This window comes from Pseudomonas sp. ZS1P83, from assembly GCF_054897825.1.
This window is the reverse complement of sequence record NZ_CM142706.1, coordinates 5625586-5648289: the sequence shown is the minus strand read 5'-3', so window position 1 is coordinate 5648289 and position 22704 is coordinate 5625586. Positions and strand designations below refer to the sequence as shown.

Here is a 22704-nt window from a genome sequence, read left to right as displayed (position 1 = left end):
GGGATTATTCTTTGGTGAGATCCACCAATGGTGTTTGGCGCACCTCAGTTTGCCGCCCGCTCTGAATCTCGCTCACCCGCTTCAACGCGTTATCCACAGCCCCCTTGTCCGCCAACAGGCTGTAGCTGATCTGGAACTGCTTCTGCTCCTTGGCCGCAATCGTCGGCACCAGATTCAGTGGCCGCTGATACCGACGGTTATAGGAAAAGCTCGTCCCTGGCTCAAGACCCGTGACGTAGCCCTGCCCTTGGGTGTCAGTGTTTTTCCACAGGGAGAACACCGGCAACTGTTGAGTATTGAAACCCACCGCAACCCCAAGGCTGCCTGCCTTGTTATGCAACACGGTCAGCGTGTCGCCCTTGGCATCGGCATACGGCACGACGTTGTAAACCGTCTCGTCGTAGTCCTTGGTCGGCGCGCGGTAGGTTTGCCAGTCCGGCAGATCCCCTTTTGCCTTGTCATTGAACGGCGACACCTGTTTCACCGGTGCGGCGAAACGGGCGCCCTGCTCCAGGAATGGAGTGCTGAAGTTGCTGTGGTACAGCGCCTGGTATTCCTTTGGATAATCGCCGTTGTTGGTGAGGGTGTCGTTGAGGGCGAACGCAGCGCTGCCGGGTTCGGTGACCAGTTCGGTCATCACCGAGAAGTCGACTTTCTTGAACGCCTGCTCTTTCAGCTCGCCGCGCAGGCTGATGGCGTAAGGCGCATTTTCGTCGATGTGCAAAGTGACTTTGCCGGCCGGAATGTTGGCGGCGCGACCGTGGAGAGTCAGCAGTTCACCGTTGTCCATGCCCGGGTGGCCGACCCACTCGTAGCCACAGCGAGCGACCAGCTCGTTAAAGCCCTCGAGCCAGCCCAGCCCGCCGCGGCCGTTGAGTTCGATGAAGGACGGATTGACCACGTCCTTGACCGGCGAATCCCAACCCATGCGCACATCACCGACCGACGCCTGTAGGACGTTCATCCCGCGGGTCGGCACCACCGAGAGTTTCATGGTGCCGTTATCGATGTCGACGATGCTGACGCCCTCCTGCCGACCGCCGTGCAAGGTACGCAGGGTGACCGAGAAGGGTTTGCCGGTTTTGATGCCGAGCTGCTGACTGGTGATCTGCCAGTTCTGGGCCGCTTTGTCGGTGTCGAGCAACACGTAGTCCCAAGCCATGGCGTGGGAGGTAGCCGACAGCGCACCGAGAGCGATGATGAGTTTGAGCGGAGTCATGACAGGAGCCTTTCTTGGAGTTGTGTCGTTTTTATAGTCTTGCTGAAACGATTCATCAAGCTTAAAAACAACACAACTCAGCTCATGCCAGAGAAAGAATGCGGCAGTCCCTTAGCGGAACCGGTCAACCTCATGCCGCAAATCCGCTGCCAGCTTCTCCAGCTCTTTGGCGGTGATCGCCAGATTGGACACCACTTCGCGCTGCTCACTGTTCGCCAGGGCAATGCTTTGCAGGTTGCTGCTCAGCAAGGTTGCGGTGCTGCTCTGCTCTTGGGTCGCGGTGGTGATCGCCGCGAATTGCTGCCCGGCAGAACGGCTTTGCTCATCGATACGTGCTAGGGCACTGGCGACGTTGGCGTTGCGCGACAAGCCTTCCTGCATCAAGACGTTGCCCTGCTCCATAGTGCTGATGGCATTGCCAGTTTCCTGCTGAATACTTTGGATCATGCCGGAAATTTCGTCAGTCGCTTTGCGAGTGCGTGAAGCCAGGTTGCGAACTTCATCGGCCACCACCGCAAAACCACGACCCTGCTCGCCGGCACGAGCGGCTTCGATAGCGGCGTTGAGCGCCAGCAGGTTGGTTTGATCGGCAATCGAGGTAATCACACCGACAATGCCACCGATTTCCTGGGAGCGCTGACCCAAGGTATTGATCACCGTCGCCGTGCTCTGAAGCGCGCCGGCGATTTGCTCCAGAGACGAGGACGCTTCGTCCATCGACGTACGACCGATCTGGGTTTGCTGTGCGTTTTCCTGAGCCAGACGCTGGGTGCTGCCCATGTTGTCGGCAATGTTCAGGGAGGTGGCGCTGAACTCTTCCACGGCGCCGGCCATGCTGGTGATTTCGCCCGACTGCTGCTCCATCCCTTCATAGGCACCACCCGACAGACCGGACAAGGCCTGGGCACGGCTGTTGACCTCTTGCGAAGCTTTGCGGATGTGCTCGACCATGGTCGACAAAGCTTGGCTCATCTGGTTGAAAGCGCGGGCCAGCTGACCGATCTCATCGTGGCTCGACACGTTCAGCCGCACGCTCAAATCACCGGCACCCAAGGCTTCAGCCTGACGCACCAAATCACCCAGCGGCGCGAGTTTGCTGCGCAACAGCCAGACTGCCGAGCCCACAGCGATCAACATTGCCAGCAGACTGCCAATTGCCAATTGAATACCGACACTCCAGGTCACGGCACGGATTTCGGTTTTCGGCATGCTCGCCACGACCGACCATGGGCCGCCTTCAAACGGTACGGCAATGCTGTAGAAGTCCTCGGACTTGTCGCTCCAGAACTCGCCCTTGCCCGGCGTTTTCGCCAAGCCAACGATGGTCGGAGTCGCCTGATCCAGCGCTTGTACGCCCGCGATCGGCACCAGCCATTTGCTCTGTTCATCCAGCAGCGCCAGGGAACCGGTCTGGCCGATACGGAAGCGCTTGAGGTTGGCGAACTGCGCGTTCTGCGCGTCGGTGTAGTCGAATCCTACGAACAGTACGGCAATCACCTTACCGCTGCTGTCGCGTACGGGGGTGTACTGAGTCATGTAGGAGCGTTCGAACAGCAAGGCACGACCGACATAGCTCTGCCCCGCCATCAAGCGGGCATAGGCCGGGTTCGCGTGATCGAGCAGCGTGCCGATCGCCCGGTTGCCGTCCTGTTTGCTAAGTGAGGTGCTGATCCGAATAAAGTCTTCGCCGCTGCGCACGAACACCGTGGCGACACCCGCCGTCATTTGCTTGAACTCGTCCACTTCCTTGAAGTTGTTGTTCAATACTTCGCTGCCCAGGTGCAGGCCCGGGGTCTGGGTGCCCGCCACGACCACCGGTTCGTCCGGATGCACGCTCAGCCCCGCGCTGAAGCGTTTCTCGAACAGGCCGGCCAAGCGCTGGGTGCTTTCACGCAACGTGCCGTGAAAGGTGCTCAACTGATCGGCCAGCAACCGGGCTTCACTGGCCAAATGCTCTTCGCGGGTGGCAAGGTTGGCGGTGTCCAGCGAGCGCAGGGCGAACACGGTACTGCCGCTGATGACAATCGCCAGTATCACGGCAAGCGCAAGACCAAGCTGTGAGGCGATCCGGGCACGAGGTTGAGACATGACAGCTCCTGGCCGAGTGACCGGATCATCCTGATCACGACGCACACTCAGCAAAATTTCTAATGGGAATTACGTCGAACCTGCACGAAGGTTCCATCTGCAGATTTTCGGCGGCAAACCTGAATACTTGAGTAGTTAACCGGGATATGGCTCAAGGCCGCCATTTGCGGCGGCTCTATCGATTCAACTCAAGTGCTGGACATCGGGCAATTCCATTGCTCGGACTTCGCCTTGCAAGAAGTCGCTGAGTCGACGCAAACGTTCACCTCCGGGGCGTGTTTTCGGCCAGACGAGGTAATAATTCTCACCGCTGGCGACGGCCGTCGGCCACGGCAAACTCAAGCGTCCCTGCGCCACATCCTCCGCGACCATCAACAGATCGCCCATGGACACGCCATAGCCTCGGGCGGCGGCGATCATGCCGAGTTCCAGCGTGTCGAACACCTGCCCGCCCTTGAGTGACACCTGGTCCGTCAGCCCCATGCGTTCCAGCCAACTGCGCCAGTCGCGACGGTCCGGCGTCGGGTGCAGCAGTTCGGCATTGGCCAGCCGCGCGACATCCCACGGCTGGTCCTGCAGAAGATTCGGCGCGCCTACTGGAATCAGCTCTTCCGGGAACAGGAAACTCGCCTCCCAGTCCGGCTGAAAATGCCCGTTGCTGAGGATGACGGCGCAGTCGAACGGTTCATGGTTGAAGTCCACCGAGTCGACGTCCATCCAGGCGCTGGTCAATTGCACCTCATTGCCTGGTTGCAGGTGCCGAAAGCGGCTGAGCCGTGCCAGCAGCCAACGCATGGTCAGGGTCGACGGCGCTTTCATGCGCAGAATGTCATCCTCGGCGCGCAAGGTATTGCAGGCCCGCTCCAGCGCGGTGAAGCCTTCACGAATGCCAGGCAGGATCAGCCGCGCCGATTCGGTCAATTGCAGATTGCGCCCGCTGCGGTGAAACAGCCGACAGGCAAAATGGTCCTCAAGCGTACGAATATGTCGGCTAACCGCACTTTGAGTGATCGATAATTCTTCGGCCGCGCGGGTAAACGAGCTGTGCCGCGCCGCCGCTTCGAATGCGCGCAGGGCATACAAGGGAGGAAGACGACGGGACATTCGGAAAGCTCCTATAGCGGGATTCGGTCACCCTAGCAGAAACTCTCCAGCATGAGTTTGAATCATGCCACCCATCCTTTTTATCCCTTTGTGCAAACCCCGTAGAGCGCCGAGAATCGAGGCTTTCCTGTCCACTTTGGCTTTCCTTTTCTCTTTAAGAGCGGAGCGTGATGACCATGCAGCATCCAGCGCGTACCGAACTCTGGGCCATCCTGCGGCTGGCGGGGCCGTTGATTGCCTCACAGTTGGCGCACATGCTGATGGTCCTCACCGACACCTTGATGATGGCGCGCCTGAGTCCCGAAGCGTTGGCCGGGGGTGGCCTGGGCGCGGCGACTTACTCGTTCGTGTCGATTTTCTGCATCGGCGTAATAGCGGCGGTCGGCACCTTGGTGGCGATCCGTCAGGGCGCGGGCGATATCGTGGGCGCTGCGCGGCTGACTCAAGCCGGGCTTTGGCTCGCATGGCTGATGGCACTGGTGGCCGGGTTGCTGCTGTGGAACCTCAAACCGGTATTGCTGCTATTTGGCCAGACCGAAACCAACGTCCATGCGGCAGGACAGTTCTTGCTGATCTTGCCATTCGCCTTGCCCGGCTACTTGAGTTTCATGGCCCTGCGCGGTTTCACCAGCGCCATCGGCCGGGCAACGCCGGTGATGGTGATCAGCCTGGGCGGCACCGTGGCCAACTTCGTCCTCAACTACGCGTTCATCACCGGGATGTTTGGCTTGCCAAAAATGGGCCTGGTGGGGATTGGCCTGGTCACCGCGATCGTCGCCAATCTGATGGCCGTGGCACTGGCGCTGCACATCCGTCGGCATCCGGCCTACAACGCTTACCCGCTGCGCCAGGGCCTGTCGCGGCCGAACCGGCAGTACCTTAAAGAACTGTGGCGCCTGGGCCTGCCCATCGGCGGCACCTATGCAGTGGAAGTCGGACTGTTTGCCTTTGCGGCGCTGTGCATGGGCACTATGGGCAGTACGCAACTGGGCGCACACCAGATCGCCCTGCAAATCGTCTCGGTGGCGTTCATGGTGCCGGCGGGGCTTTCCTATGCGATCACCATGCGTATCGGTCAGCACTACGGCGCCGGGCAGTTGCTTGACGCACGGCTGGCCGGTCGGGTCGGGATCGCGTTTGGCGGCGCCTCGATGCTGGCCTTCGCCATGGTCTTCTGGCTGCTGCCCAATCAGTTGATCGGGTTGTTCCTTGACCATAACGACCCGGCCTTTCGCCCGGTCATCGACCTGGCCGTGAGCCTGCTGGCGGTAGCGGCGTGGTTCGAACTGTTCGACGGTACGCAAACCATCGCCATGGGCTGCATTCGCGGGCTCAAGGATGCCAAGACCACGTTCCTGGTGGGTTTGGCCTGCTACTGGCTGATTGGCGCGCCAGCCGCCTGGTGGATGGCCTTCCATTTGAATTGGGGGCCGACGGGCGTCTGGTGGGGCTTGGCGCTGGGGTTGGCGTGCGCGGCGGTGAGCCTGACGTTGGCGTTTGAGTGGAAGATGACGCGGATGATTCGGCGAGAGCCTTCGCCACAGGCTGGTTTCCGGATGGTTCAGCCTGACTGAGATTCCCTGTAGGAGCGAGGCTTGCCCGCGAAGGCGTCGTGTCAGTCGACATCTCTGTTAACTGACACGCCGCCTCCGCAGGCAAGCCTCGCTCCTACAGGATCCTCGTTAGCTCACGACTTCCAATGCGGTCTGCTGGCTGGAGCCAAAGGTCAAATACTCAACCAGCTCCGCCAGCGGCAATGGCTTGCTGATCAGATACCCCTGCACCTGATCGCAACCAAACCCGCGCAACAAATCCAGCTGCTCCGGTGTTTCCACACCTTCGGCGACCACTTCAAGGTTGAGGTTGTGCGCCAGATTGATCATCGCGTGGACGAGTTTGCGGTTCTCTTCACGCTCCTCCATGCCGCCGACGAAACTCTTGTCAACCTTCAGCAAGGTAATTGGCAAGCTGTTGAGGTGCACAAACGAAGAGAAACCGGTACCGAAGTCGTCCAGGGAGAAGCGCACACCCAGACGCCCCAGGGCATCCATTGTCTGTTTCACCAGATCGCTGCGGCGCATCACCGCGGTTTCAGTCAGTTCGAACTCCAGCCATTGCGCCTCGACGCCGCGCTCGGCAATCAACCGACTCAGCGTCGACAGTAACTGGCTGTCCTGAAACTGCCGGAACGAGAGGTTGATCGCCATGTGCAACGCCGGTAAACCCCGTTCGCGCAACGCCTGCATGTCGCGCAAGGCGCGGGAAATCACCCAGTAACCCAACGGCACGATCAAACCGCTCTGCTCGGCCAGCGGCACAAACTCGCTGGGTGGCAGCAAGCCCCGTTCGGCGTGACGCCAGCGCACCAACGCTTCGAGGCCGACGATCTGCCCGTCCTCAAGGTTCAGGCGTGGCTGGTAATGCAGTTCCAATTCATCCCGACGCAACGCCCGGCGCAGCTCGCTTTCGAGGTCGGCGATGCTGCGGGCATTGCGATTGATGCGTTCGTTGAAGATGTGAAAGGTACAGCCCTGAGTGCTTTTGGCTTGTTGCATGGCGATGTGCGCGTGCCACATCAGCGGGTCGGCGCCGGCCTGGGCCCGGGCGTGGGCAATACCGAGGCTGGAGCCGATCAACAGGCTTTCGCCGTCGACCCAGTAAGGCTCGGCCAGCGCTTCGGTAATGCGTTCGGCCATCCATTCGGCGCGCTGAGGCGCGCGGCGAGTGTCAATCAGCAGGGCAAATTCATCGCTGCCCAGCCGCGCCAGTTGATCGCCGGCCTCAAGCTGGCTTTTCAGCCGCGCGACCACTTGCAGGATCAACCGATCGCCGGCCTGATGGCCGAGGGCGTCGTTGGCGTGACGGAAGTTATCGAGGTCGAGGTGACCGAGGGCCAGGCCGCGGCCGTCGTTTTCCGCCAGGCGTGCCGCCAGCAAGGTCTGAAAACCCTGGCGGTTGGCGATGCCGGTCAGCGGGTCTTGCTCGGCCAGGCGCTGCAGTGTGTTTTCCAGCACGCCGCGCTCACGCACATGGCGCAGGCAACGTCGCAACATGCCGGGATCGAGCAGATCGCGCACCAGCCAGTCACTGACACCGTCGGGTGGAGACAGCGGCTCGTGTTCGAGCAGCAACACCGTCGGCAGGCTGCAACGGCCAGGCAAAGGCTGAAGAGCCGGGATCGTCAATAACACCGCGTTGCGGTTGTCATCGAACAGACTGCTGACCGACTCCCAGCTCGGCGCGCTGATCAGCACGGCCGAGCTCCCCATCGGAGCCAGACACTCGCGCAACAACGCTGCCCACGCTGGCTCTTCGGCCAGTAGCAGCAAACGCAAGGGTTCGACAGGCGTAGACAAGCTAGCTCCCTAGACTCTGCAAAGATGTAGGCGACGGGCATTATGCAGCGCCGGTAACCAATGACCAAATGACATCGTTATCAACCGTTGCTTTGTATCTTGAATGACGAACATTAGACGCAAACTCATTGCGCATCCTGCGTGAAAGTATCAAAACCGGCAAATATAGATAGCGTGCTGCGTCACAAGTCGGAGAGAGCAGCACAATTCGCTGAGCCTGTTAAAATGCCGGCCCATTTCGCAAACGACTCCCTGATTTCGTATGTCCCGACTCAATCCCCGGCAGCAAGAAGCCGTGAGCTACGTCGGCGGCCCTCTTTTGGTGCTCGCCGGCGCAGGCTCCGGCAAGACCAGCGTGATCACCCGCAAAATTGCGCATCTGATCCAGAATTGCGGCATCCGCGCGCAGTACATCGTCGCCATGACCTTCACCAACAAGGCGGCGCGCGAGATGAAGGAGCGGGTCGGCACCCTGCTCAAGGGTGGCGAAGGTCGCGGCCTGACGGTCTGCACCTTCCACAACCTGGGCCTGAACATCATCCGCAAGGAACACGTGCGGCTGGGCTACAAGCCAGGTTTCTCGATCTTCGACGAGACCGATGTCAAAGCCCTGATGACCGACATCATGCAGAAGGAATACTCGGGCGACGACGGCGTCGATGAGATCAAGAACATGATCGGCTCGTGGAAGAACGACCTGATCCTGCCGCCCGAAGCCCTGGAAAACGCACGCAACCCCAAGGAACAGACCGCCGCCATCGTCTACACCCACTATCAGCGCACGCTCAAGGCGTTCAACGCGGTGGACTTCGACGACCTGATCCTGCAGCCGGTGAAGCTGTTCCAGGAACACCCCGACATCCTCGAAAAATGGCAGAACAAGGTCCGCTACCTGCTGGTAGACGAATACCAGGACACCAACGCCAGCCAGTATTTGCTGGTGAAGCTGCTGATCGGCACGCGCAACCAGTTCACCGTGGTCGGTGACGACGACCAGTCGATCTATGCCTGGCGCGGCGCGCGGCCGGAAAACCTGATGCTGCTCAAGGACGATTACCCGTCCCTGAAAGTGGTGATGCTGGAGCAAAACTATCGCTCCACCAGCCGCATCCTGCGCTGCGCCAACGTACTGATCTCGAACAACCCGCATGAATTCGAGAAGCAGCTGTGGAGCGAGATGGGCCACGGCGACGAAATTCGCGTGATCCGTTGCCGCAACGAAGACGCCGAAGCCGAACGGGTGGCTGTGGAACTGCTGACCCTGCATTTGCGCACGGATCGGCCGTACAGCGATTTCGCGATTCTGTATCGCGGTAACTACCAGGCCAAGCTGATCGAGCTGAAGCTGCAACACCACCAGATTCCGTATCGCCTGTCCGGTGGCAACAGCTTTTTCGGACGTCAGGAAGTAAAAGACCTGATGGCCTACTTCCGCCTGATCGTGAACCCGGACGACGACAACGCCTTCCTGCGGGTGATCAACGTCCCTCGCCGGGAGATCGGTTCGACCACACTGGAAAAGCTTGGCAACTACGCCACCGGGCGAAAAATCTCGATGTATGCCGCCACCGACGAAATCGGTCTGGGCGAGCATCTGGATGCCCGCTTCACTGATCGCCTGTCGCGCTTCAAGCGTTTCATGGACAAGGTTCGCGAGCAGTGCGCCGGCGAAGACCCGATCTCGGCGCTGCGCAGCATGGTCATGGACATCGACTACGAGAACTGGCTGCGCACCAACAGCTCCAGCGACAAGGCCGCCGATTACCGCATGGGTAACGTCTGGTTCCTGATCGAGGCGTTGAAGAACACGCTCGAAAAAGACGAAGAAGGCGAGATGACCGTCGAAGACGCCATCGGCAAACTCGTCCTGCGCGACATGCTGGAACGTCAGCAGGAAGAGGAAGACGGCGCCGAAGGTGTGCAGATGATGACCCTGCACGCCTCCAAAGGTCTGGAGTTTCCTTACGTGTTCATCATGGGCATGGAAGAGGAAATCCTCCCGCACCGCTCCAGTATCGAAGCCGACACCATCGAAGAAGAACGCCGGCTGGCCTACGTCGGAATTACCCGAGCGCGTCAGACGCTGGCCTTCACGTTCGCCGCCAAGCGTAAGCAATACGGCGAGATCATCGATTGCGCACCGAGCCGCTTCCTCGATGAACTGCCACCGGACGACCTGGCCTGGGAAGGCAACGACGACACGCCGGTTGAAGTCAAAGCTGTTCGCGGTAATACCGCATTGGCGGATATACGCGCGATGTTAAAGCGCTAGAATCGACTGCTTTTTAACCGAACCTTAGGCGCACAAGGCGCCAAAAGAGGAAGCTTCATGGAAGCACTGCACAAGAAAATTCGCGAAGAAGGCATCGTGCTTTCCGACCAGGTCCTGAAAGTCGACGCCTTTCTGAACCACCAGATCGACCCGGCCCTGATGAAGCTGATCGGCGACGAATTCGCCACGCTGTTCAAGGATTCGGGCATCACCAAGATCGTCACCATCGAAGCCTCGGGCATTGCTCCGGCGATCATGACTGGTCTGAACCTCGGCGTGCCGGTGATTTTCGCCCGCAAGCATCAGTCCCTGACCCTGACCGAAAACCTGCTGTCGGCGACCGTTTATTCGTTCACCAAGCAGACCGAAAGCACCGTGGCGATCTCCCCCCGCCACCTGACCAGCAGCGATCGCGTGCTGATCATCGATGACTTTTTGGCCAACGGTAAGGCGTCGCAGGCGCTGATCTCGATCATCAAACAGGCCGGCGCTACGGTGGCTGGTTTGGGGATCGTGATTGAGAAGTCGTTCCAGGGCGGCCGTGCGGAACTGGATGCGCAGGGTTATCGGGTTGAATCGTTGGCGCGGGTGCAGTCCCTGGCTGGCGGCGTTGTGACCTTTATCGAATAACCCTCGCTGACGATCGGTCCCACGCTCCGCGTGGGAATGCCTCAAGGGACGCTCCGCGTTCCAGCTTTCGAATGGGACGCGGAGCGTCCCGGGCTGCATTCCCACGCAGAGCGTGGGAACGATCAGTCACGATCAGGTTTGCGCGGTGGCTTTCAGGCCGGTGAGCAATAGCCGCTGAAACAAATCCTCTTTCAGCCCTTCCGGGTTGGTCAGCTGCATCCGCTCCAGATGCACGGGAAATTCCGACGCCTGCGGCGCATCCAGCGCGGCCTTGCCCAGTTCCAGAATCTCCGTGAGTTTGAACTTGCTCTTCAACCAGTTCAGCGCCCGCAACAGATCCCGCTCTTCAGCGGTGAAATCACACCCCAGCGGATACTCCGGAAACAAATTCGGATGCCGCGCCTGAATCGCCTGCAAACGCTGCGGGTAGTTATCGGCGAACCGTGGATCAATGCGGAAGTTCTTCGGCAATTTACCAACGTTCTGCGCCTGCTCGATCAACCCCTGCTGGAAGCGTGAATCACTGATGTTCAGCAACGCCTCGATCACTGCCGCATCGGTCTTGCCCCGCAGATCGGCGATGCCGTACTCGGTGACCACAATGTCCCGCAAATGCCGCGGGATCGTGCAATGGCCGTACTCCCAGACGATGTTCGAATTCACCTCACCGCCCGATTCACGCCAGCTGCGCAGGAGCAACACCGAACGCGCCCCTTCCAGCGCATGGCCCTGGACGACGAAGTTGTATTGCCCGCCGACACCGCTGAGCACTCGCCCGTCTTCGAGTTGATCGGCCACGCCTGCACCCAGCAAGGTCATGGTGAACACGGTGTTGATGAAGCGCGCATCGAGGCGCTGCAAGCGTTTGAGTTCTTCCTGACCGTAGAGCTCGTTGATGTAGCTGATGCGGGTCATGTTGAATTCGAGCCGCTTGCTTTGCGGCAGCTCGCGCAGGCGCTCATAGAAACTGCGCGGCCCAAGGAAGAAACCGCCGTGCACCGAGATGCCGTCAGTCTGCGCGGCTTCATCCAGCGTGCCGGCATTCGCTTGTTGCTGGGTCGGCACATCGGGGTAGACCTTGCGCCGCACAATCCCGGCGTCGGCCAGCACCAGCAAACCGTTGACGAACATTTCGCTGCAACCGTAAAGCCCTTTGGCGAAGGGTTCGACGCCGCCCTCGCGGTCGATGAGTTGCGCCCACTGGCTGAGATTCACGTCCGCCAGCAACGCCTTGTAACCCTCATTGTCGGCCTGCCGCGCCAGCAACGCAGCGGTCAGCGCGTCGCCCATGGCGCCGATGCCGATCTGCAAAGTGCCGCCGTCGCGTACCAGCGTGCTGGCGTACAGCCCGATGAAGTGATCCTGGAAACCCACCGGCATGTTCGGCGTGGAGAACAGCGTGGTGCTGTCCTTCTCGTCGATCAGCAGGTCGAACGTGTCGATACCGATTTCGGCATCGCCGGGCATGTACGGCAAATCGTTGTGCACCTGGCCCACCAGCAGGATCGTCTCCCCCCCCGTCCGACGCTTGGCGATCATGGGGAACAGGTCGAGGGTGATGTCCGGGTTGCAGCTCAGGCTCAGGCGATCGGGATGTTCGCTGTGGCTGGCCACCAATTGCGCCACCAGGTTCAGCCCGGCGGCGTTGATGTCTCGAGCGGCGTGGCTGTAATTGCTGCTGACGTAATCCTGCTGGGCCTGTTCGCTGTGGAGCAGGCTGCCGGGCTGCATGAAGAATTGCTGAACATGGATGTTGGACGGCAGGTTGTCGCGATGCAGCTCTGCCAGGAAATCCAGTTCCGGATAATCACCGAAAACCCGTTCGATAAAGGGTTCCAGAAAACGCTTTTGCAAACCGTCGCCCAAGGCGGGACGGCCCAGGCATAGCGCGGTGTAGATTGTCAGCTGCCGTTCGGGCAACTGCGCGATGCGTTGAAACAGCGCGTTGACGAAGTGGTTGGGTTTGCCCAGACCGAGGGGCAGCCCCATGTGGATATGCGTTGGCAACCGTGCCAAGACGTCATCAACCGCTTGCTCGATAGAACACAGCTGCACCATCTGATCCTCCCTTACATTCCGTGAACTGGGGTTGGACCGAGCTTGCCGGGTCTTTGCTCCAATGAATAGTCTCGGGAGCAAATCGTGGGCACAAAAAAGCCGCTCGTAAGCGGCTTTTTTGCTGAAGATGAAGGCTTATTTCAGGCCGGACATCTTCTGGATAGCACCCTTGAGGTCGGCATCGGCGCAATCGGCGCAGGTGCCTTTTGGAGGCATTGCATTGATGCCGGAGATGGCTTTTGCCAGTAAGCCGTCAAGGCCGCCTTCTTTCTTGGCGCGCTCGCCCCACGCTGCGGCATCACCGATTTTCGGCGCGCCCAACAGGCCAGTGCCGTGGCAAGCGTTGCAATGTTTTGCAATCACTGAGTCAGGGGTTTTGGCATCACCACCACCCGCAGAAGCAGCTACTTCCATCCCCTTGCACTCTTTACCCGTCACACAGACTTGGCCGACGGGCTCAAGGCGTTTAGCAATATCGTCGTTGGTCGCAGCTTGTGCGCTGACTGCCCATAGGGCCAATACGGTTGCTGGTACGGCCAGCATTTTCATAATTAGATTCACGCGTTCACCCTCAATGGTGGCTAGTCACGCCCACGGCCACGGTTCGCAGGCGGGCGCAAGTATAACGGTAAGCCCGCCACACTGAAACAACCCCAAAGTCGAAGGGGTCTTATGCGTGGAGGAAAAACAACTCGGGCACCTGCGCAATGCTGGCGGGACGCCTCTTTACTTAGAAATTGGCTGGAGTAGCTGCGCTGATTAGTCGCGCCGGCGCATCGAACGGATTGCGGAAACGGTGCGGTTTAGTACTTTCAAAGTAGTAGCTGTCGCCGGCTTCGAGCACAAAAGTTTCAAGCCCTACCACCAGCTCAAGTCGACCTTCGAGCAAAATCCCGGTTTCCTCGCCCTCATGGGTGAGCATCTCGTCACCGGTGTCGGCGCCTGGCGGGTAGATTTCGTTAAGGAACGCGATGGCCCGGCTCGGATGAGCCCTGCCGACCAGCTTCATGGTCACTGCGCCATCGGAAATATCGATCAGCTCGTTGGCTTTGTAGACGATCTGAGTCGGTTTTTCCTGCAGGATCTCTTCGGAAAAGAACTCGACCATGGACATGGGAATCCCGCCCAGTACCTTCCTCAGCGAACTGATCGAGGGGCTGACGCTGTTCTTCTCGATCATCGAAATGGTGCTGTTGGTGACGCCCGCGCGTTTGGCGAGTTCACGCTGGGAAAGTCCTTTGAGCTTACGGATGGATTGCAGTCGTTCACCGACGTCCAAGCTTGCGCCTCCAAGATTCAGGTTGTTGGAATATTGAGCGTTATCATGGCGACAGCGTTCAATATTTACAACACTTGGACCTGAATCCTGTTTGGCGAAGCGACTTTCGGTCGGTGCACTTTGCGTCAAGCCCCGGAATAGAGCATTGGCACCCGGCGCAGGTTGCAGAAGATCTGGTAAGGAATCGTGCCCGCGGCCACAGCCACGTCACTGGCGAGGATATTTTTGCCCCACAACTCGACGGTCGAACCGAGACCGGCTTGCGGCACATCGGTCAGGTCGATGCAGAGCATGTCCATCGACACCCGGCCAATCAACTGGCTGCGCTGCCCGGCAACCATCACTGGCGTACCGGTCGGTGCCTGACGTGGGTAGCCGTCGGCGTAACCCATGGCTACCACACCCACGCGCATCGGTTTCTGGGTGATGAATTTGGCGCCGTAACCGATCGGCTCGCCGGCCGGCAGTTCACGCACGCAAATCACTTTCGATTCGAGGGACATCACCGGTTGCAGGCGCGACGCCACGGCATTGGCTTCTTCGAATGGCGTAGCGCCATAGAGCATGATGCCCGGGCGAACCCAATCACTGGGAATCTGCGGCCAGCCGAGCACTGCCGGCGAGTTGCGCAGGCTGACCTCGGCCGACAAGCCCTGACGCGCTGCTTCGAACACGGCGACCTGTTCGGCACTGGCCTGACTGTGCAGCTCATCGGCCCGGGCGAAGTGGCTCATCAGAACAATCTTCGCCACCTTGCCGCTGGCCAGCAGCCGTTGATAGGCCGCCTGATAATCCTTTGGATGCAAGCCAACCCGATGCATGCCCGAGTCGAGCTTGAGCCAGACCGTGATCGGCTTGCTCAGTGCAGCGTTCTCGATGGCTTCGAGCTGCCACAGCGAATGCACCACGCACCAGAAGTCATGCTCGACGATCAGCGACAGCTCATCGGCCTCGAAAAACCCTTCCAGCAACAATACCGGCGCATGAATGCCCGCGGCTCGCAGCTCCAGGGCCTCTTCAATGCAAGCCACGGCAAATCCGTCCGCGCAGGCTTCCAGTGCCTGGGCGCAACGCACCGCGCCATGACCATAGGCATCGGCCTTGATCACCGCGAGGGCCTTGGCCCCCGTGACTTCACGGGCGATTTGGTAGTTGTGACGCAGGGCTTGAAGGTCGATCAGGGCACGGGCAGGACGCATGGCGGCAGACTTCTGGTCGGGTCATTGGGGAAGAAAAACCGGCGCTGGCTGACGGCGTGAACCGCCAGTAGCACCGGAAGAGGGATCTTTCTGAACACTTATTTCAGAGCAGTTATTTCAGAGCAGTTATGGCAGAGCGGCGACAACCGACAGCTCAACCAGTATTTGCGGTTCGCACAACTTCGATTCAACCGTGGCACGGGCCGGTGCGACGCCTTTTGGCAGCCACTTGTCCCAGACCGCGTTCATGCCTTCAAAGTGTGCATCAATGTCTTTCAAGTAAATCGTCACCGACAGCAGGCGGCTCTTGTCGGTCCCGGCCAGATCCAGCAAACGCTCGATGTTGGCAAGCGTTTCACGAGTCTGTTGTTCAATCCCGGCGTTCATATCGTCGCCGACCTGCCCTGCCAGATACACGGTACCGCTGTGGACTACGATCTGGCTCATACGCTCATTGGTGAGCTGGCGCTGGATTGACATGTTTTGCTGACTCCTGAATTTTTTTGCCGTAACGGGAAATATCGAGGCCTTCGGCACTGATTTGCGGCGTTTTCTTCGCCATCAGATCAGCCAGCAAGCGACCGGAACCGCACGCCATGGTCCAACCAAGCGTACCGTGACCCGTGTTCAAAAACAGATTGCTGAACGGCGTTGCACCGACGATCGGCGTGCCGTCCGGGGTGGTCGGACGCAGACCGGTCCAGAAACTTGCCTGGGCCAGATCGCCGCCCTGAGGATAAAGGTCGTTGACGATCATCTCCAGGGTTTCGCGCCGACGTGGGTTCAGCGACAGGTCAAAACCGGCTATTTCAGCCATGCCGCCAACGCGAATGCGGTTGTCAAAACGGGTGATCGCGACCTTGTAGGTCTCATCGAGGATAGTCGAAGTCGGGGCCATCGCCGGGTTGGTGATCGGCACGGTCAGGGAGTAACCCTTGAGCGGATACACCGGAGCCCGGATGCCCAGCGGCTTGAGCAACTGCGGCGAATAGCTGCCCAGTGCCAGCACGTAGCGGTCAGCGGTTTCCAGCTTGCCGTCGATCCATACGCCGTTGACGCGATCACCGGCGTAGTCGAGGCGCTGAATGTCCTGGCCGAAGCGGAATTCCACACCGAGCTTCACAGCCATTTCGGCCAGGCGGGTGGTGAAGATCTGGCAGTCGCCAGTTTGATCGTTCGGCAGGCGCAAGGCACCGGCGAGGATGTCGGTGACGCCGGCCAGCGCCGGTTCAACCCGAGCAATGCCAGCGCGGTCGAGCAGTTCGAACGGCACGCCGGACTCTTTCAGCACGGCGATATCTTTCCAGGCGCCGTCGAGTTGAGCCTGGGTGCGGAACAGTTGTGTAGTGCCGAGGCTGCGGCCTTCGTAGGCAATGCCGGTTTCGGCGCGCAATTCGTCGAGGCAATCACGGCTGTACTCGGACAGACGGACCATGCGCTCCTTGTTCACCGCATAACGGTTGGCAGTGCAGTTGCGCAGCATTTGCGCCATCCACAGGTACTGGTCGATGTCGGCGGTGGCCTTGATCGCCAGCGGTGCGTGGCGCTGCAACAGCCACTTGATGGCCTTGAGCGGAACTCCCGGCGCGGCCCATGGCGAGGCATAACCCGGCGACACCTGGCCGGCGTTGGCGAAACTGGTCTCCATGGCAGGGGCTGGCTGACGGTCCACGACCACCACTTCAAACCCGGCCCGAGCCAGATAATAAGCACTGGCGGTACCGATGACGCCGCTACCCAAGACCATAACGCGCATTTTCATATCCCTCATCGCGGCTTGCCGCTGACGTTCGTAGTTGTCGAGCATTGATGTGCGCAGTGTAAAAAAGATTAGGCAGTGCTTTTCACTATATAAGTGCCTATATTTGGCGAGAATTCTCGGCAAAATCCCTTTTCACGGAGGCGCATCCCCTATGCGTACCAACACTCAAACGAAGCGTGAGCTGGACAAGATCGACCGCAACATCTTGCGGATCCTGCAAGCGGACGGGCGCATCTCCTTCACCGAGCTGGGGGAAAAGGTCGGGCTCTCGACCACGCCATGTACCGAGCGGGTCCGGCGTCTGGAGCGCGAAGGAATCATCATGGGCTACAACGCCCGGCTCAATCCGCAGCACCTCAAGGGTAGTCTTCTGGTGTTCGTCGAGATCAGCCTCGACTACAAATCCGGTGATACTTTCGAAGAGTTCCGACGCGCGGTCCTGAAGCTCCCGCACGTGCTGGAGTGCCACCTGGTGTCAGGGGATTTCGACTATCTGGTGAAGGCGCGGATTTCCGAGATGGCCTCGTACCGCAAACTGCTGGGCGACATCCTGCTCAAGTTGCCGCATGTGCGCGAATCCAAGAGCTATATCGTGATGGAAGAGGTGAAAGAAAGCCTGAATCTGCCGATTCCGGATTGAGCCGACGATCAAACGAGGACTTGCCGAGTGCTGGCCATGTACTCGTGAATTTGCTTCTCGACCCGCGGATGAATCAGCTCCACCGGTCTGCGCCCATTAGGGCACGGCAAAGTCTTGGTGGTGCCAAACAGCCGACAGATCAGCGGCCGCTCGTCATACACGGTGCAGCCGTTGGGCCCCAAGTGGACGCAATTGAGTTCATCCATCGCGGCGTCCTGCTCTGCCCGGGTCTTGCGCGGCAGGCGAGACATTTCTTCCGGTGAGGTGGTCACCGGCCCACAACAGTCATGGCAGCCGGGCACGCAGTCGAACGAGGGAATCTGCTGCCGGAACGTGCGTATTTTCTGACTGTTGCAACTCATCTAAGCGGTGACCAAAAGCGGAATAGAGCGCGATTCTGACGCAAAAGCCCCGATCCAGACAGCACCTGCCGACCAGTGTTGCCCGTGTCCGAAGGTCCGGCTTATGCTCCGTCAAATTTTCTAAACACAAGAATCAGGAACACGCACATGAATGCCCGTGCTCAACAACCTGCCCCGAACCACCAGCACACTGCCTCTTATTACGCCGCCAGCAGCCTGCCGCAGCCCGATCATCCGGCGCTCACAGGCGATCTGGTGGCTGACGTGTGCGTGGTCGGTGGCGGGTTCTCCGGGTTGAACGCGGCGCTCGAACTGGCCGAACGCGGCTTGAATGTGATCCTGCTCGAAGCCCACAAAATCGGTTGGGGTGCCAGCGGACGCAACGGCGGGCAATTGATTCGTGGCGTCGGCCATGGCCTCGATCAGTTCGCTAACGTGGTCGGTGCGGACGGCGTGCGTCAGATGAAACTCATGGGCCTGGAAGCGGTGGAAATCGTCCGACAGCGGGTCGAGCGTTTTCAGATCGCTTGCGACCTGACTTGGGGCTACTGCGACCTGGCCAACAAGCCCCGTGACCTCGAAGGCTTTGCCGAAGACGCCGAAGAGCTGCGCAGCCTCGGTTACCGTTACGAAACCCGTCTTCTGCAAGCCAACGAAATGCACTCCGTGGTGGGGTCCGACCGCTACGTCGGCGGTTTGATCGACATGGGCTCGGGGCATCTGCATCCGCTGAACCTGGCACTGGGCGAAGCGGTCGCCGCCCAGCAGTTGGGGGTGAAGCTGTTCGAACAATCGGCGGTTACCCGCATCGATTATGGCCCCGAGGTCAAGGTCCATACCGCCCAGGGCTCGGTTCGCGCCAAGACGCTGGTACTGGGCTGCAACGCTTACCTCAATGAACTCAATCCCGAGCTCAGCGGCAAAGTGCTGCCCGCCGGCAGCTACATCATCGCCACCGAACCCTTGAGTGAAGAGCGGGCTCACTCGCTACTGCCGCAGAATATGGCGGTCTGCGATCAACGGGTGGCGCTGGATTACTACCGACTCTCGGCGGACCGACGCTTGCTGTTTGGCGGCGCCTGTCATTATTCAGGTCGCGACCCGAAGGACATCGCCGGGTACATGCAGCCGAAAATGCTGGAAGTTTTCCCGCAACTGGCCGGCGTGAAGATCGATTTTCAATGGGGCGGGATGATCGGCATCGGCGCCAATCGCCTGCCGCAGATCGGGCGGCTGAAGGATCAGCCGAATGTGTATTACGCCCAGGCATATTCCGGTCATGGCGTGAATGCCACACACCTCGCGGCGAAACTGTTGGCTGAGGCTATCAGCGGTCAGCACAGTGGAGGCTTTGATCTGTTTGCCAAGGTGCCGCATATCACCTTCCCTGGCGGCAAACATTTGCGTTCGCCGTTGCTGGCGTTGGGTATGCTTTGGCATCGGCTTAAAGAGTTGGTCTGAGGGAGATGATCGTTCCCACGCTCCTGCGTGGGAATGCATCCAGTGACGCTCTGCGTCACAGCGGACGCGGAGCGTCCGGGGCGGCATTCCCACGCAGAGCGTCACTAGTGTCCGGTAAAAAACGAGGGGGGAGCTTGCTCCCCCTTGCTGTTGGCGGCTGTGAGGCATAATCGGATTTTTCAGACTCGATTTTGACTTATGTTTTCCAGCACCCGTTTAAGCCAACTACTCAGTGCGATCCCGCGCCAGTTTTTCCAGCAATCCATCGAAACACACCAAGCTGATCGCTACGTCAAACGCTGCACGACCTGGCAATTGCTGGTGACACTGATCAGCGGCCATTTGACCCAAGCCTCAAGCCTGCGGTCCTTGGCGACTATCTCCGAAAATTTCGGCCCGCATAGCTACCATCTTAATGCCGGCCCTATTGCCCGCTCGACAATGTCCGATGCCTTGAACAAGCGTGACTACCGGCCATTACAGGACCTTTGTGGGTACCTGATGAGCGCCGTCAGCCGCCAGCAGCGCAAGGAGGTCGGGGCCATGGTTAGCCTGATTGACTCCACGTCGATCACCTTGCGCGGACCTCACTTCGATGGCTGGACAGCCGCGACGAAAACCCGCATCACCCAAGGCCTCAAAGTGCATGTCGGGCTGGATCTGGCGCAGCTGGCCCCGGTGTACGTGAACATTACGCCTGCCAACGTCAACGACCTGAGCGATGCACTGGAAATGCCGATCCAGACCGGCATGACGTATGTTTTCGACAAGGGCTACTGCGATTACAACTGGTGGCACGAGTTGCAGACCAAAGGTGCTTTTTTCGTCACCCGCCTGAAGAAAAACGCCAATATCAAAGTGCTGCATGAGCACTCGACCGTGACTGAGCAAAGCTCGGTCATGACCGATGAAGTCGTCCGGTTTGGCAAAAAGCATTTGGCCGGCAAACGCCTGAACGACTACTGGGAAAAGTCGGTAAGACGCGTCGTGGTTGAGCGCGAGGGGCATGCGACGCCGTTAGTTCTGGTGACCAACGACTTCACGAGGACAGCTGAAGAAATCGCGTCCTTGTACAAAGATCGTTGGCAGATCGAGCTATTTTTCAAGTGGATCAAACAACATCTGAAGCTCAAACGCTTTTATGCCTACTCCGAAAATGCGGTGCGTTTGCAGATTTACAGTGCCTTGATCAGCTATCTGTTACTGCAAATACTCCATCGTCGCTCAGGATTTACCGGCTCGTTGTTCGAACTGACGGTTCGCATAGTTCATGTCCTGTTTGAACGGCCCGGAACCCCAGTATTGAGGGATCGACGAAGGCAGGAGCGAGAAAAGTTGAAGGCTGCCCAAGGCAGCCTTCAACTATGAAGCATGTTTACCGGACACTAGTGACGCAGAGCGTGGGAACGATCATTACTAGATCCGCCAGAACGGTTTAAGCCCCTCCTCCCGCGCCTGCTCCCGACTCAACCCGACATCCCTGAGCTGCTCGGGCGTAAGCTCGAGCAACGCCTTGCGCGTGTGCAGGCGATGCCAGAACAGACCCCAGCGACTCAGGCCCGACGGTGCGTTGCGCATGACCGCCTCGCATGCGCCGTTGTTTTGCCCTGCCGCCAGTTCCTGACTGTGTAACGTCAGCCGCACATCGCTCAAGCCGTTCATTTTGATTGCTCCTGTTTACTTGGGTAGCCAGAGCTTTCATGATGCGTGGACGGCAAAAAGCATTACAGATTCAATGCTGTTGTATTAATTCCATACAGATTTGCGGTATTGACCTCTGAATCGCTGATTTTTGCCCCATCTGTACTGGTCAGCCCAACTACCCTACCGAGACTGCACCATGACCCTTTACGTCAACCTCGCTGAATTGCTCGGCACGCGTATCGAACAGGGCTTCTATCGCCCCGGTGACCGGTTGCCGTCGGTGCGGGCGTTGAGTGTCGAACACGGGGTCAGCCTGAGCACCGTGCAGCAGGCTTATCGGATGTTGGAAGACAGCGGGCTGGCGACACCGAAACCGAAATCCGGGTACTTCGTGCCGGTCAGCCGCGAGCTGCCGGAACTACCGGCCGTTGGCCGCCCGGCTCAACGCCCGGTGGACATTTCCCAGTGGGATCAGGTGCTGGAGTTGATTCGCGCAGTGCCACGCAAAGACGTGGTGCAGCTGGGCCGCGGCATGCCGGACCTCACCTCGCCAACCATGAAGCCGCTGCTGCGCGGGCTGGCGCAGATCAGTCGGCGCCAGGACATGCCCGGCCTGTATTACGACAACATCCATGGCAACCTCGAACTGCGCGAACAGATCGCCCGCCTGATGCTCGATTCCGGTTGCCAGTTGAGCGCCGCAGACTTGGTGGTGACCACCGGTTGCCACGAAGCGCTCTCCACCAGCATCCGCTCCATCTGCGAACCCGGCGACATCGTCGCGGTGGACTCGCCGAGCTTTCACGGCGCCATGCAGACCCTCAAGGGCCTGGGCATGAAAGCCCTGGAAATCCCCACCGACCCGCTCACCGGCATCAGCCTCGATGCGCTGGAACTGGCCTTGGAACAATGGCCGATCAAGGCCATACAGTTGACGCCCAACTGCAACAACCCATTGGGCTACATCATGCCGGAGTCGCGAAAACGTGCGTTGTTGACACTCGCACAGCGCTTCGACGTGGCGATCATCGAGGACGATGTGTATGGCGAACTGGCCTACACGTACCCGCGTCCACGCACGATCAAATCCTTCGACGAAGACGGCCGCGTCCTGCTGTGCAGTTCCTTCTCCAAAACCCTGGCGCCAGGGCTGCGTATCGGGTGGGTGGCGCCGGGACGGTATCTGGAACGGGTGCTGCACATGAAATACATCAGCACCGGCTCTACGGCGCCGCAACCGCAGATCGCGATTGCCGAATTTCTCAAGGCCGGGCACTTCGAACCGCATTTGCGGCGGATGCGCACCCAATACCAGCGCAATCGCGACTTAATGATCAATTGGGTCAGCCGCTATTTTCCTGCCGGCACCCGCGCCAGTCGCCCGCAGGGCAGCTTCATGCTCTGGGTTGAGCTGCCGGAGGGCTTCGACACCCTGAAACTGAATCGTGCGCTGCACGATCAAGGCGTACAGATTGCCGTCGGCAGCATTTTTTCCGCCTCGGGCAAATACCGCAATTGCCTGCGCATGAACTACGCTGCCAAGCCCGCACCGCAGATTGAAGACGCGGTGCGCAAGGTTGGCACTGCGGCGATCAAACTGTTGGCCGAGACTCCCACGGACTGAGGAAGT

General features: G+C 59.5%; 19 protein-coding genes. 7 read left to right on the top strand and 12 right to left on the bottom strand.

Annotated features, from left to right (window positions below; genetic code table 11):
- Positions 1 to 4: 4 nt before the first annotated feature.
- From ACYZT0_RS26460 to ACYZT0_RS26450, 3 genes are all read right to left on the bottom strand, one after another.
- The gene (locus ACYZT0_RS26460) at positions 5 to 1219 is read right to left on the bottom strand and encodes an aldose 1-epimerase family protein (protein WP_462043671.1); all 1215 of its coding nucleotides are present in this window, start codon (positions 1217 to 1219) and stop codon (positions 5 to 7) included.
- Positions 1220 to 1330: 111 nt separating this feature from the next.
- Positions 1331 to 3307, bottom strand: a complete 1977-nt coding sequence (locus ACYZT0_RS26455) for a methyl-accepting chemotaxis protein (RefSeq protein WP_462043670.1) — start codon at positions 3305 to 3307, stop codon at positions 1331 to 1333.
- Positions 3308 to 3490: 183 nt separating this feature from the next.
- Complete coding sequence (locus ACYZT0_RS26450; RefSeq protein WP_462043669.1) at positions 3491 to 4411, bottom strand: LysR substrate-binding domain-containing protein; 921 nt, start codon at positions 4409 to 4411, stop codon at positions 3491 to 3493.
- A gap of 176 nt (positions 4412 to 4587) precedes the next feature.
- Here ACYZT0_RS26450 and ACYZT0_RS26445 point away from each other — a divergent pair, with 176 nt between their 5' ends.
- The gene (locus ACYZT0_RS26445; RefSeq protein ID WP_462043668.1) at positions 4588 to 5985 is read left to right on the top strand and encodes a NorM family multidrug efflux MATE transporter; all 1398 of its coding nucleotides are present in this window, start codon (positions 4588 to 4590) and stop codon (positions 5983 to 5985) included.
- A 108-nt stretch (positions 5986 to 6093) separates the two neighbouring features.
- Here the strand turns inward: ACYZT0_RS26445 and ACYZT0_RS26440 are convergent, their stop codons facing one another.
- A complete protein-coding gene (locus ACYZT0_RS26440; protein WP_462043667.1) occupies positions 6094 to 7767 on the bottom strand; it encodes a putative bifunctional diguanylate cyclase/phosphodiesterase in 1674 nt (557 codons plus the stop codon).
- Positions 7768 to 8029: 262 nt separating this feature from the next.
- On the opposite strand from ACYZT0_RS26440, the gene rep reads away from it, so the two are divergent.
- Complete coding sequence (gene rep, locus ACYZT0_RS26435; RefSeq protein WP_449645038.1) at positions 8030 to 10039, top strand: DNA helicase Rep; 2010 nt, start codon at positions 8030 to 8032, stop codon at positions 10037 to 10039.
- A 57-nt stretch (positions 10040 to 10096) separates the two neighbouring features.
- Positions 10097 to 10669 carry a xanthine phosphoribosyltransferase gene (locus tag ACYZT0_RS26430; RefSeq protein WP_020799401.1) on the top strand — a complete coding sequence of 191 codons (573 nt, stop codon included), beginning with the start codon at positions 10097 to 10099 and terminating at the stop codon, positions 10667 to 10669.
- Between the two features lie 132 nt (positions 10670 to 10801).
- Here the strand turns inward: ACYZT0_RS26430 and ACYZT0_RS26425 are convergent, their stop codons facing one another.
- The 6 genes from ACYZT0_RS26425 to dadA form a co-directional block, all read right to left on the bottom strand.
- Positions 10802 to 12727, bottom strand: a complete 1926-nt coding sequence (locus tag ACYZT0_RS26425) for an acetyl-CoA hydrolase/transferase C-terminal domain-containing protein (RefSeq protein ID WP_462043666.1) — start codon at positions 12725 to 12727, stop codon at positions 10802 to 10804.
- Between the two features lie 135 nt (positions 12728 to 12862).
- Entirely contained in the window at positions 12863 to 13288 is a 426-nt protein-coding gene (locus tag ACYZT0_RS26420) for a c-type cytochrome (protein WP_462043665.1), read from the bottom strand.
- A gap of 169 nt (positions 13289 to 13457) precedes the next feature.
- A complete protein-coding gene (locus tag ACYZT0_RS26415; protein WP_008150195.1) occupies positions 13458 to 14006 on the bottom strand; it encodes a cupin domain-containing protein in 549 nt (182 codons plus the stop codon).
- A gap of 125 nt (positions 14007 to 14131) precedes the next feature.
- Entirely contained in the window at positions 14132 to 15205 is a 1074-nt protein-coding gene (gene alr, locus ACYZT0_RS26410) for an alanine racemase (RefSeq protein ID WP_462043664.1), read from the bottom strand.
- Positions 15206 to 15331: 126 nt separating this feature from the next.
- Positions 15332 to 15685 (bottom strand): RidA family protein, encoded by a 354-nt coding sequence (locus tag ACYZT0_RS26405; protein ID WP_076029299.1) that lies wholly within the window; start codon positions 15683 to 15685, stop codon positions 15332 to 15334.
- Positions 15657 to 16961 carry a D-amino acid dehydrogenase gene (dadA, locus tag ACYZT0_RS26400; protein ID WP_462043663.1) on the bottom strand — a complete coding sequence of 435 codons (1305 nt, stop codon included), beginning with the start codon at positions 16959 to 16961 and terminating at the stop codon, positions 15657 to 15659. Before dadA ends, ACYZT0_RS26405 begins: the two co-directional genes overlap by 29 nt.
- Before the next feature lie 157 nt (positions 16962 to 17118).
- On the opposite strand from dadA, the gene ACYZT0_RS26395 reads away from it, so the two are divergent.
- A complete protein-coding gene (locus ACYZT0_RS26395) occupies positions 17119 to 17607 on the top strand; it encodes an Lrp/AsnC ligand binding domain-containing protein (RefSeq protein WP_003206849.1) in 489 nt (162 codons plus the stop codon).
- Between the two features lie 8 nt (positions 17608 to 17615).
- On the opposite strand, the gene ACYZT0_RS26390 is transcribed toward ACYZT0_RS26395, so the two are convergent.
- Positions 17616 to 17969 carry a YkgJ family cysteine cluster protein gene (locus ACYZT0_RS26390; RefSeq protein WP_462043662.1) on the bottom strand — a complete coding sequence of 118 codons (354 nt, stop codon included), beginning with the start codon at positions 17967 to 17969 and terminating at the stop codon, positions 17616 to 17618.
- 147 nt (positions 17970 to 18116) lie between these two features.
- On the opposite strand from ACYZT0_RS26390, the gene ACYZT0_RS26385 reads away from it, so the two are divergent.
- Entirely contained in the window at positions 18117 to 19430 is a 1314-nt protein-coding gene (locus ACYZT0_RS26385) for an NAD(P)/FAD-dependent oxidoreductase (RefSeq protein WP_462043661.1), read from the top strand.
- A 198-nt stretch (positions 19431 to 19628) separates the two neighbouring features.
- Complete coding sequence (locus ACYZT0_RS26380; protein ID WP_462043660.1) at positions 19629 to 20798, top strand: IS4 family transposase; 1170 nt, start codon at positions 19629 to 19631, stop codon at positions 20796 to 20798.
- A gap of 48 nt (positions 20799 to 20846) precedes the next feature.
- Here the strand turns inward: ACYZT0_RS26380 and ACYZT0_RS26375 are convergent, their stop codons facing one another.
- Positions 20847 to 21092: a DUF1127 domain-containing protein gene (locus tag ACYZT0_RS26375; protein WP_462043659.1), complete on the bottom strand. Its 246-nt coding sequence runs from the start codon at positions 21090 to 21092 to the stop codon at positions 20847 to 20849.
- Positions 21093 to 21270: 178 nt separating this feature from the next.
- On the opposite strand from ACYZT0_RS26375, the gene ACYZT0_RS26370 reads away from it, so the two are divergent.
- Positions 21271 to 22698 carry an aminotransferase-like domain-containing protein gene (locus ACYZT0_RS26370; protein ID WP_462043658.1) on the top strand — a complete coding sequence of 476 codons (1428 nt, stop codon included), beginning with the start codon at positions 21271 to 21273 and terminating at the stop codon, positions 22696 to 22698.
- Positions 22699 to 22704 lie beyond the last annotated feature (6 nt).

What these genes read in the sequence shown, in the direction of transcription:
- ACYZT0_RS26460 (WP_462043671.1), bottom strand. Translation starts at nt 1,219, where the DNA reads ATGACTCCGCTCAAACTCATCATCGCTCTCGGTGCGCTGTCGGCTACC.
- ACYZT0_RS26455 (WP_462043670.1), bottom strand. Translation starts at nt 3,307, where the DNA reads ATGTCTCAACCTCGTGCCCGGATCGCCTCACAGCTTGGTCTTGCGCTT.
- ACYZT0_RS26450 (WP_462043669.1), bottom strand. Translation starts at nt 4,411, where the DNA reads ATGTCCCGTCGTCTTCCTCCCTTGTATGCCCTGCGCGCATTCGAAGCG.
- ACYZT0_RS26445 (WP_462043668.1), top strand. Translation starts at nt 4,588, where the DNA reads ATGCAGCATCCAGCGCGTACCGAACTCTGGGCCATCCTGCGGCTGGCG.
- rep (WP_449645038.1), top strand. Translation starts at nt 8,030, where the DNA reads ATGTCCCGACTCAATCCCCGGCAGCAAGAAGCCGTGAGCTACGTCGGC.
- ACYZT0_RS26430 (WP_020799401.1), top strand. Translation starts at nt 10,097, where the DNA reads ATGGAAGCACTGCACAAGAAAATTCGCGAAGAAGGCATCGTGCTTTCC.
- ACYZT0_RS26425 (WP_462043666.1), bottom strand. Translation starts at nt 12,727, where the DNA reads ATGGTGCAGCTGTGTTCTATCGAGCAAGCGGTTGATGACGTCTTGGCA.
- alr (WP_462043664.1), bottom strand. Translation starts at nt 15,205, where the DNA reads ATGCGTCCTGCCCGTGCCCTGATCGACCTTCAAGCCCTGCGTCACAAC.
- ACYZT0_RS26405 (WP_076029299.1), bottom strand. Translation starts at nt 15,685, where the DNA reads ATGTCAATCCAGCGCCAGCTCACCAATGAGCGTATGAGCCAGATCGTA.
- dadA (WP_462043663.1), bottom strand. Translation starts at nt 16,961, where the DNA reads ATGCGCGTTATGGTCTTGGGTAGCGGCGTCATCGGTACCGCCAGTGCT.
- ACYZT0_RS26395 (WP_003206849.1), top strand. Translation starts at nt 17,119, where the DNA reads ATGCGTACCAACACTCAAACGAAGCGTGAGCTGGACAAGATCGACCGC.
- ACYZT0_RS26390 (WP_462043662.1), bottom strand. Translation starts at nt 17,969, where the DNA reads ATGAGTTGCAACAGTCAGAAAATACGCACGTTCCGGCAGCAGATTCCC.
- ACYZT0_RS26385 (WP_462043661.1), top strand. Translation starts at nt 18,117, where the DNA reads ATGAATGCCCGTGCTCAACAACCTGCCCCGAACCACCAGCACACTGCC.
- ACYZT0_RS26380 (WP_462043660.1), top strand. Translation starts at nt 19,629, where the DNA reads ATGTTTTCCAGCACCCGTTTAAGCCAACTACTCAGTGCGATCCCGCGC.
- ACYZT0_RS26375 (WP_462043659.1), bottom strand. Translation starts at nt 21,092, where the DNA reads ATGAACGGCTTGAGCGATGTGCGGCTGACGTTACACAGTCAGGAACTG.
- ACYZT0_RS26370 (WP_462043658.1), top strand. Translation starts at nt 21,271, where the DNA reads ATGACCCTTTACGTCAACCTCGCTGAATTGCTCGGCACGCGTATCGAA.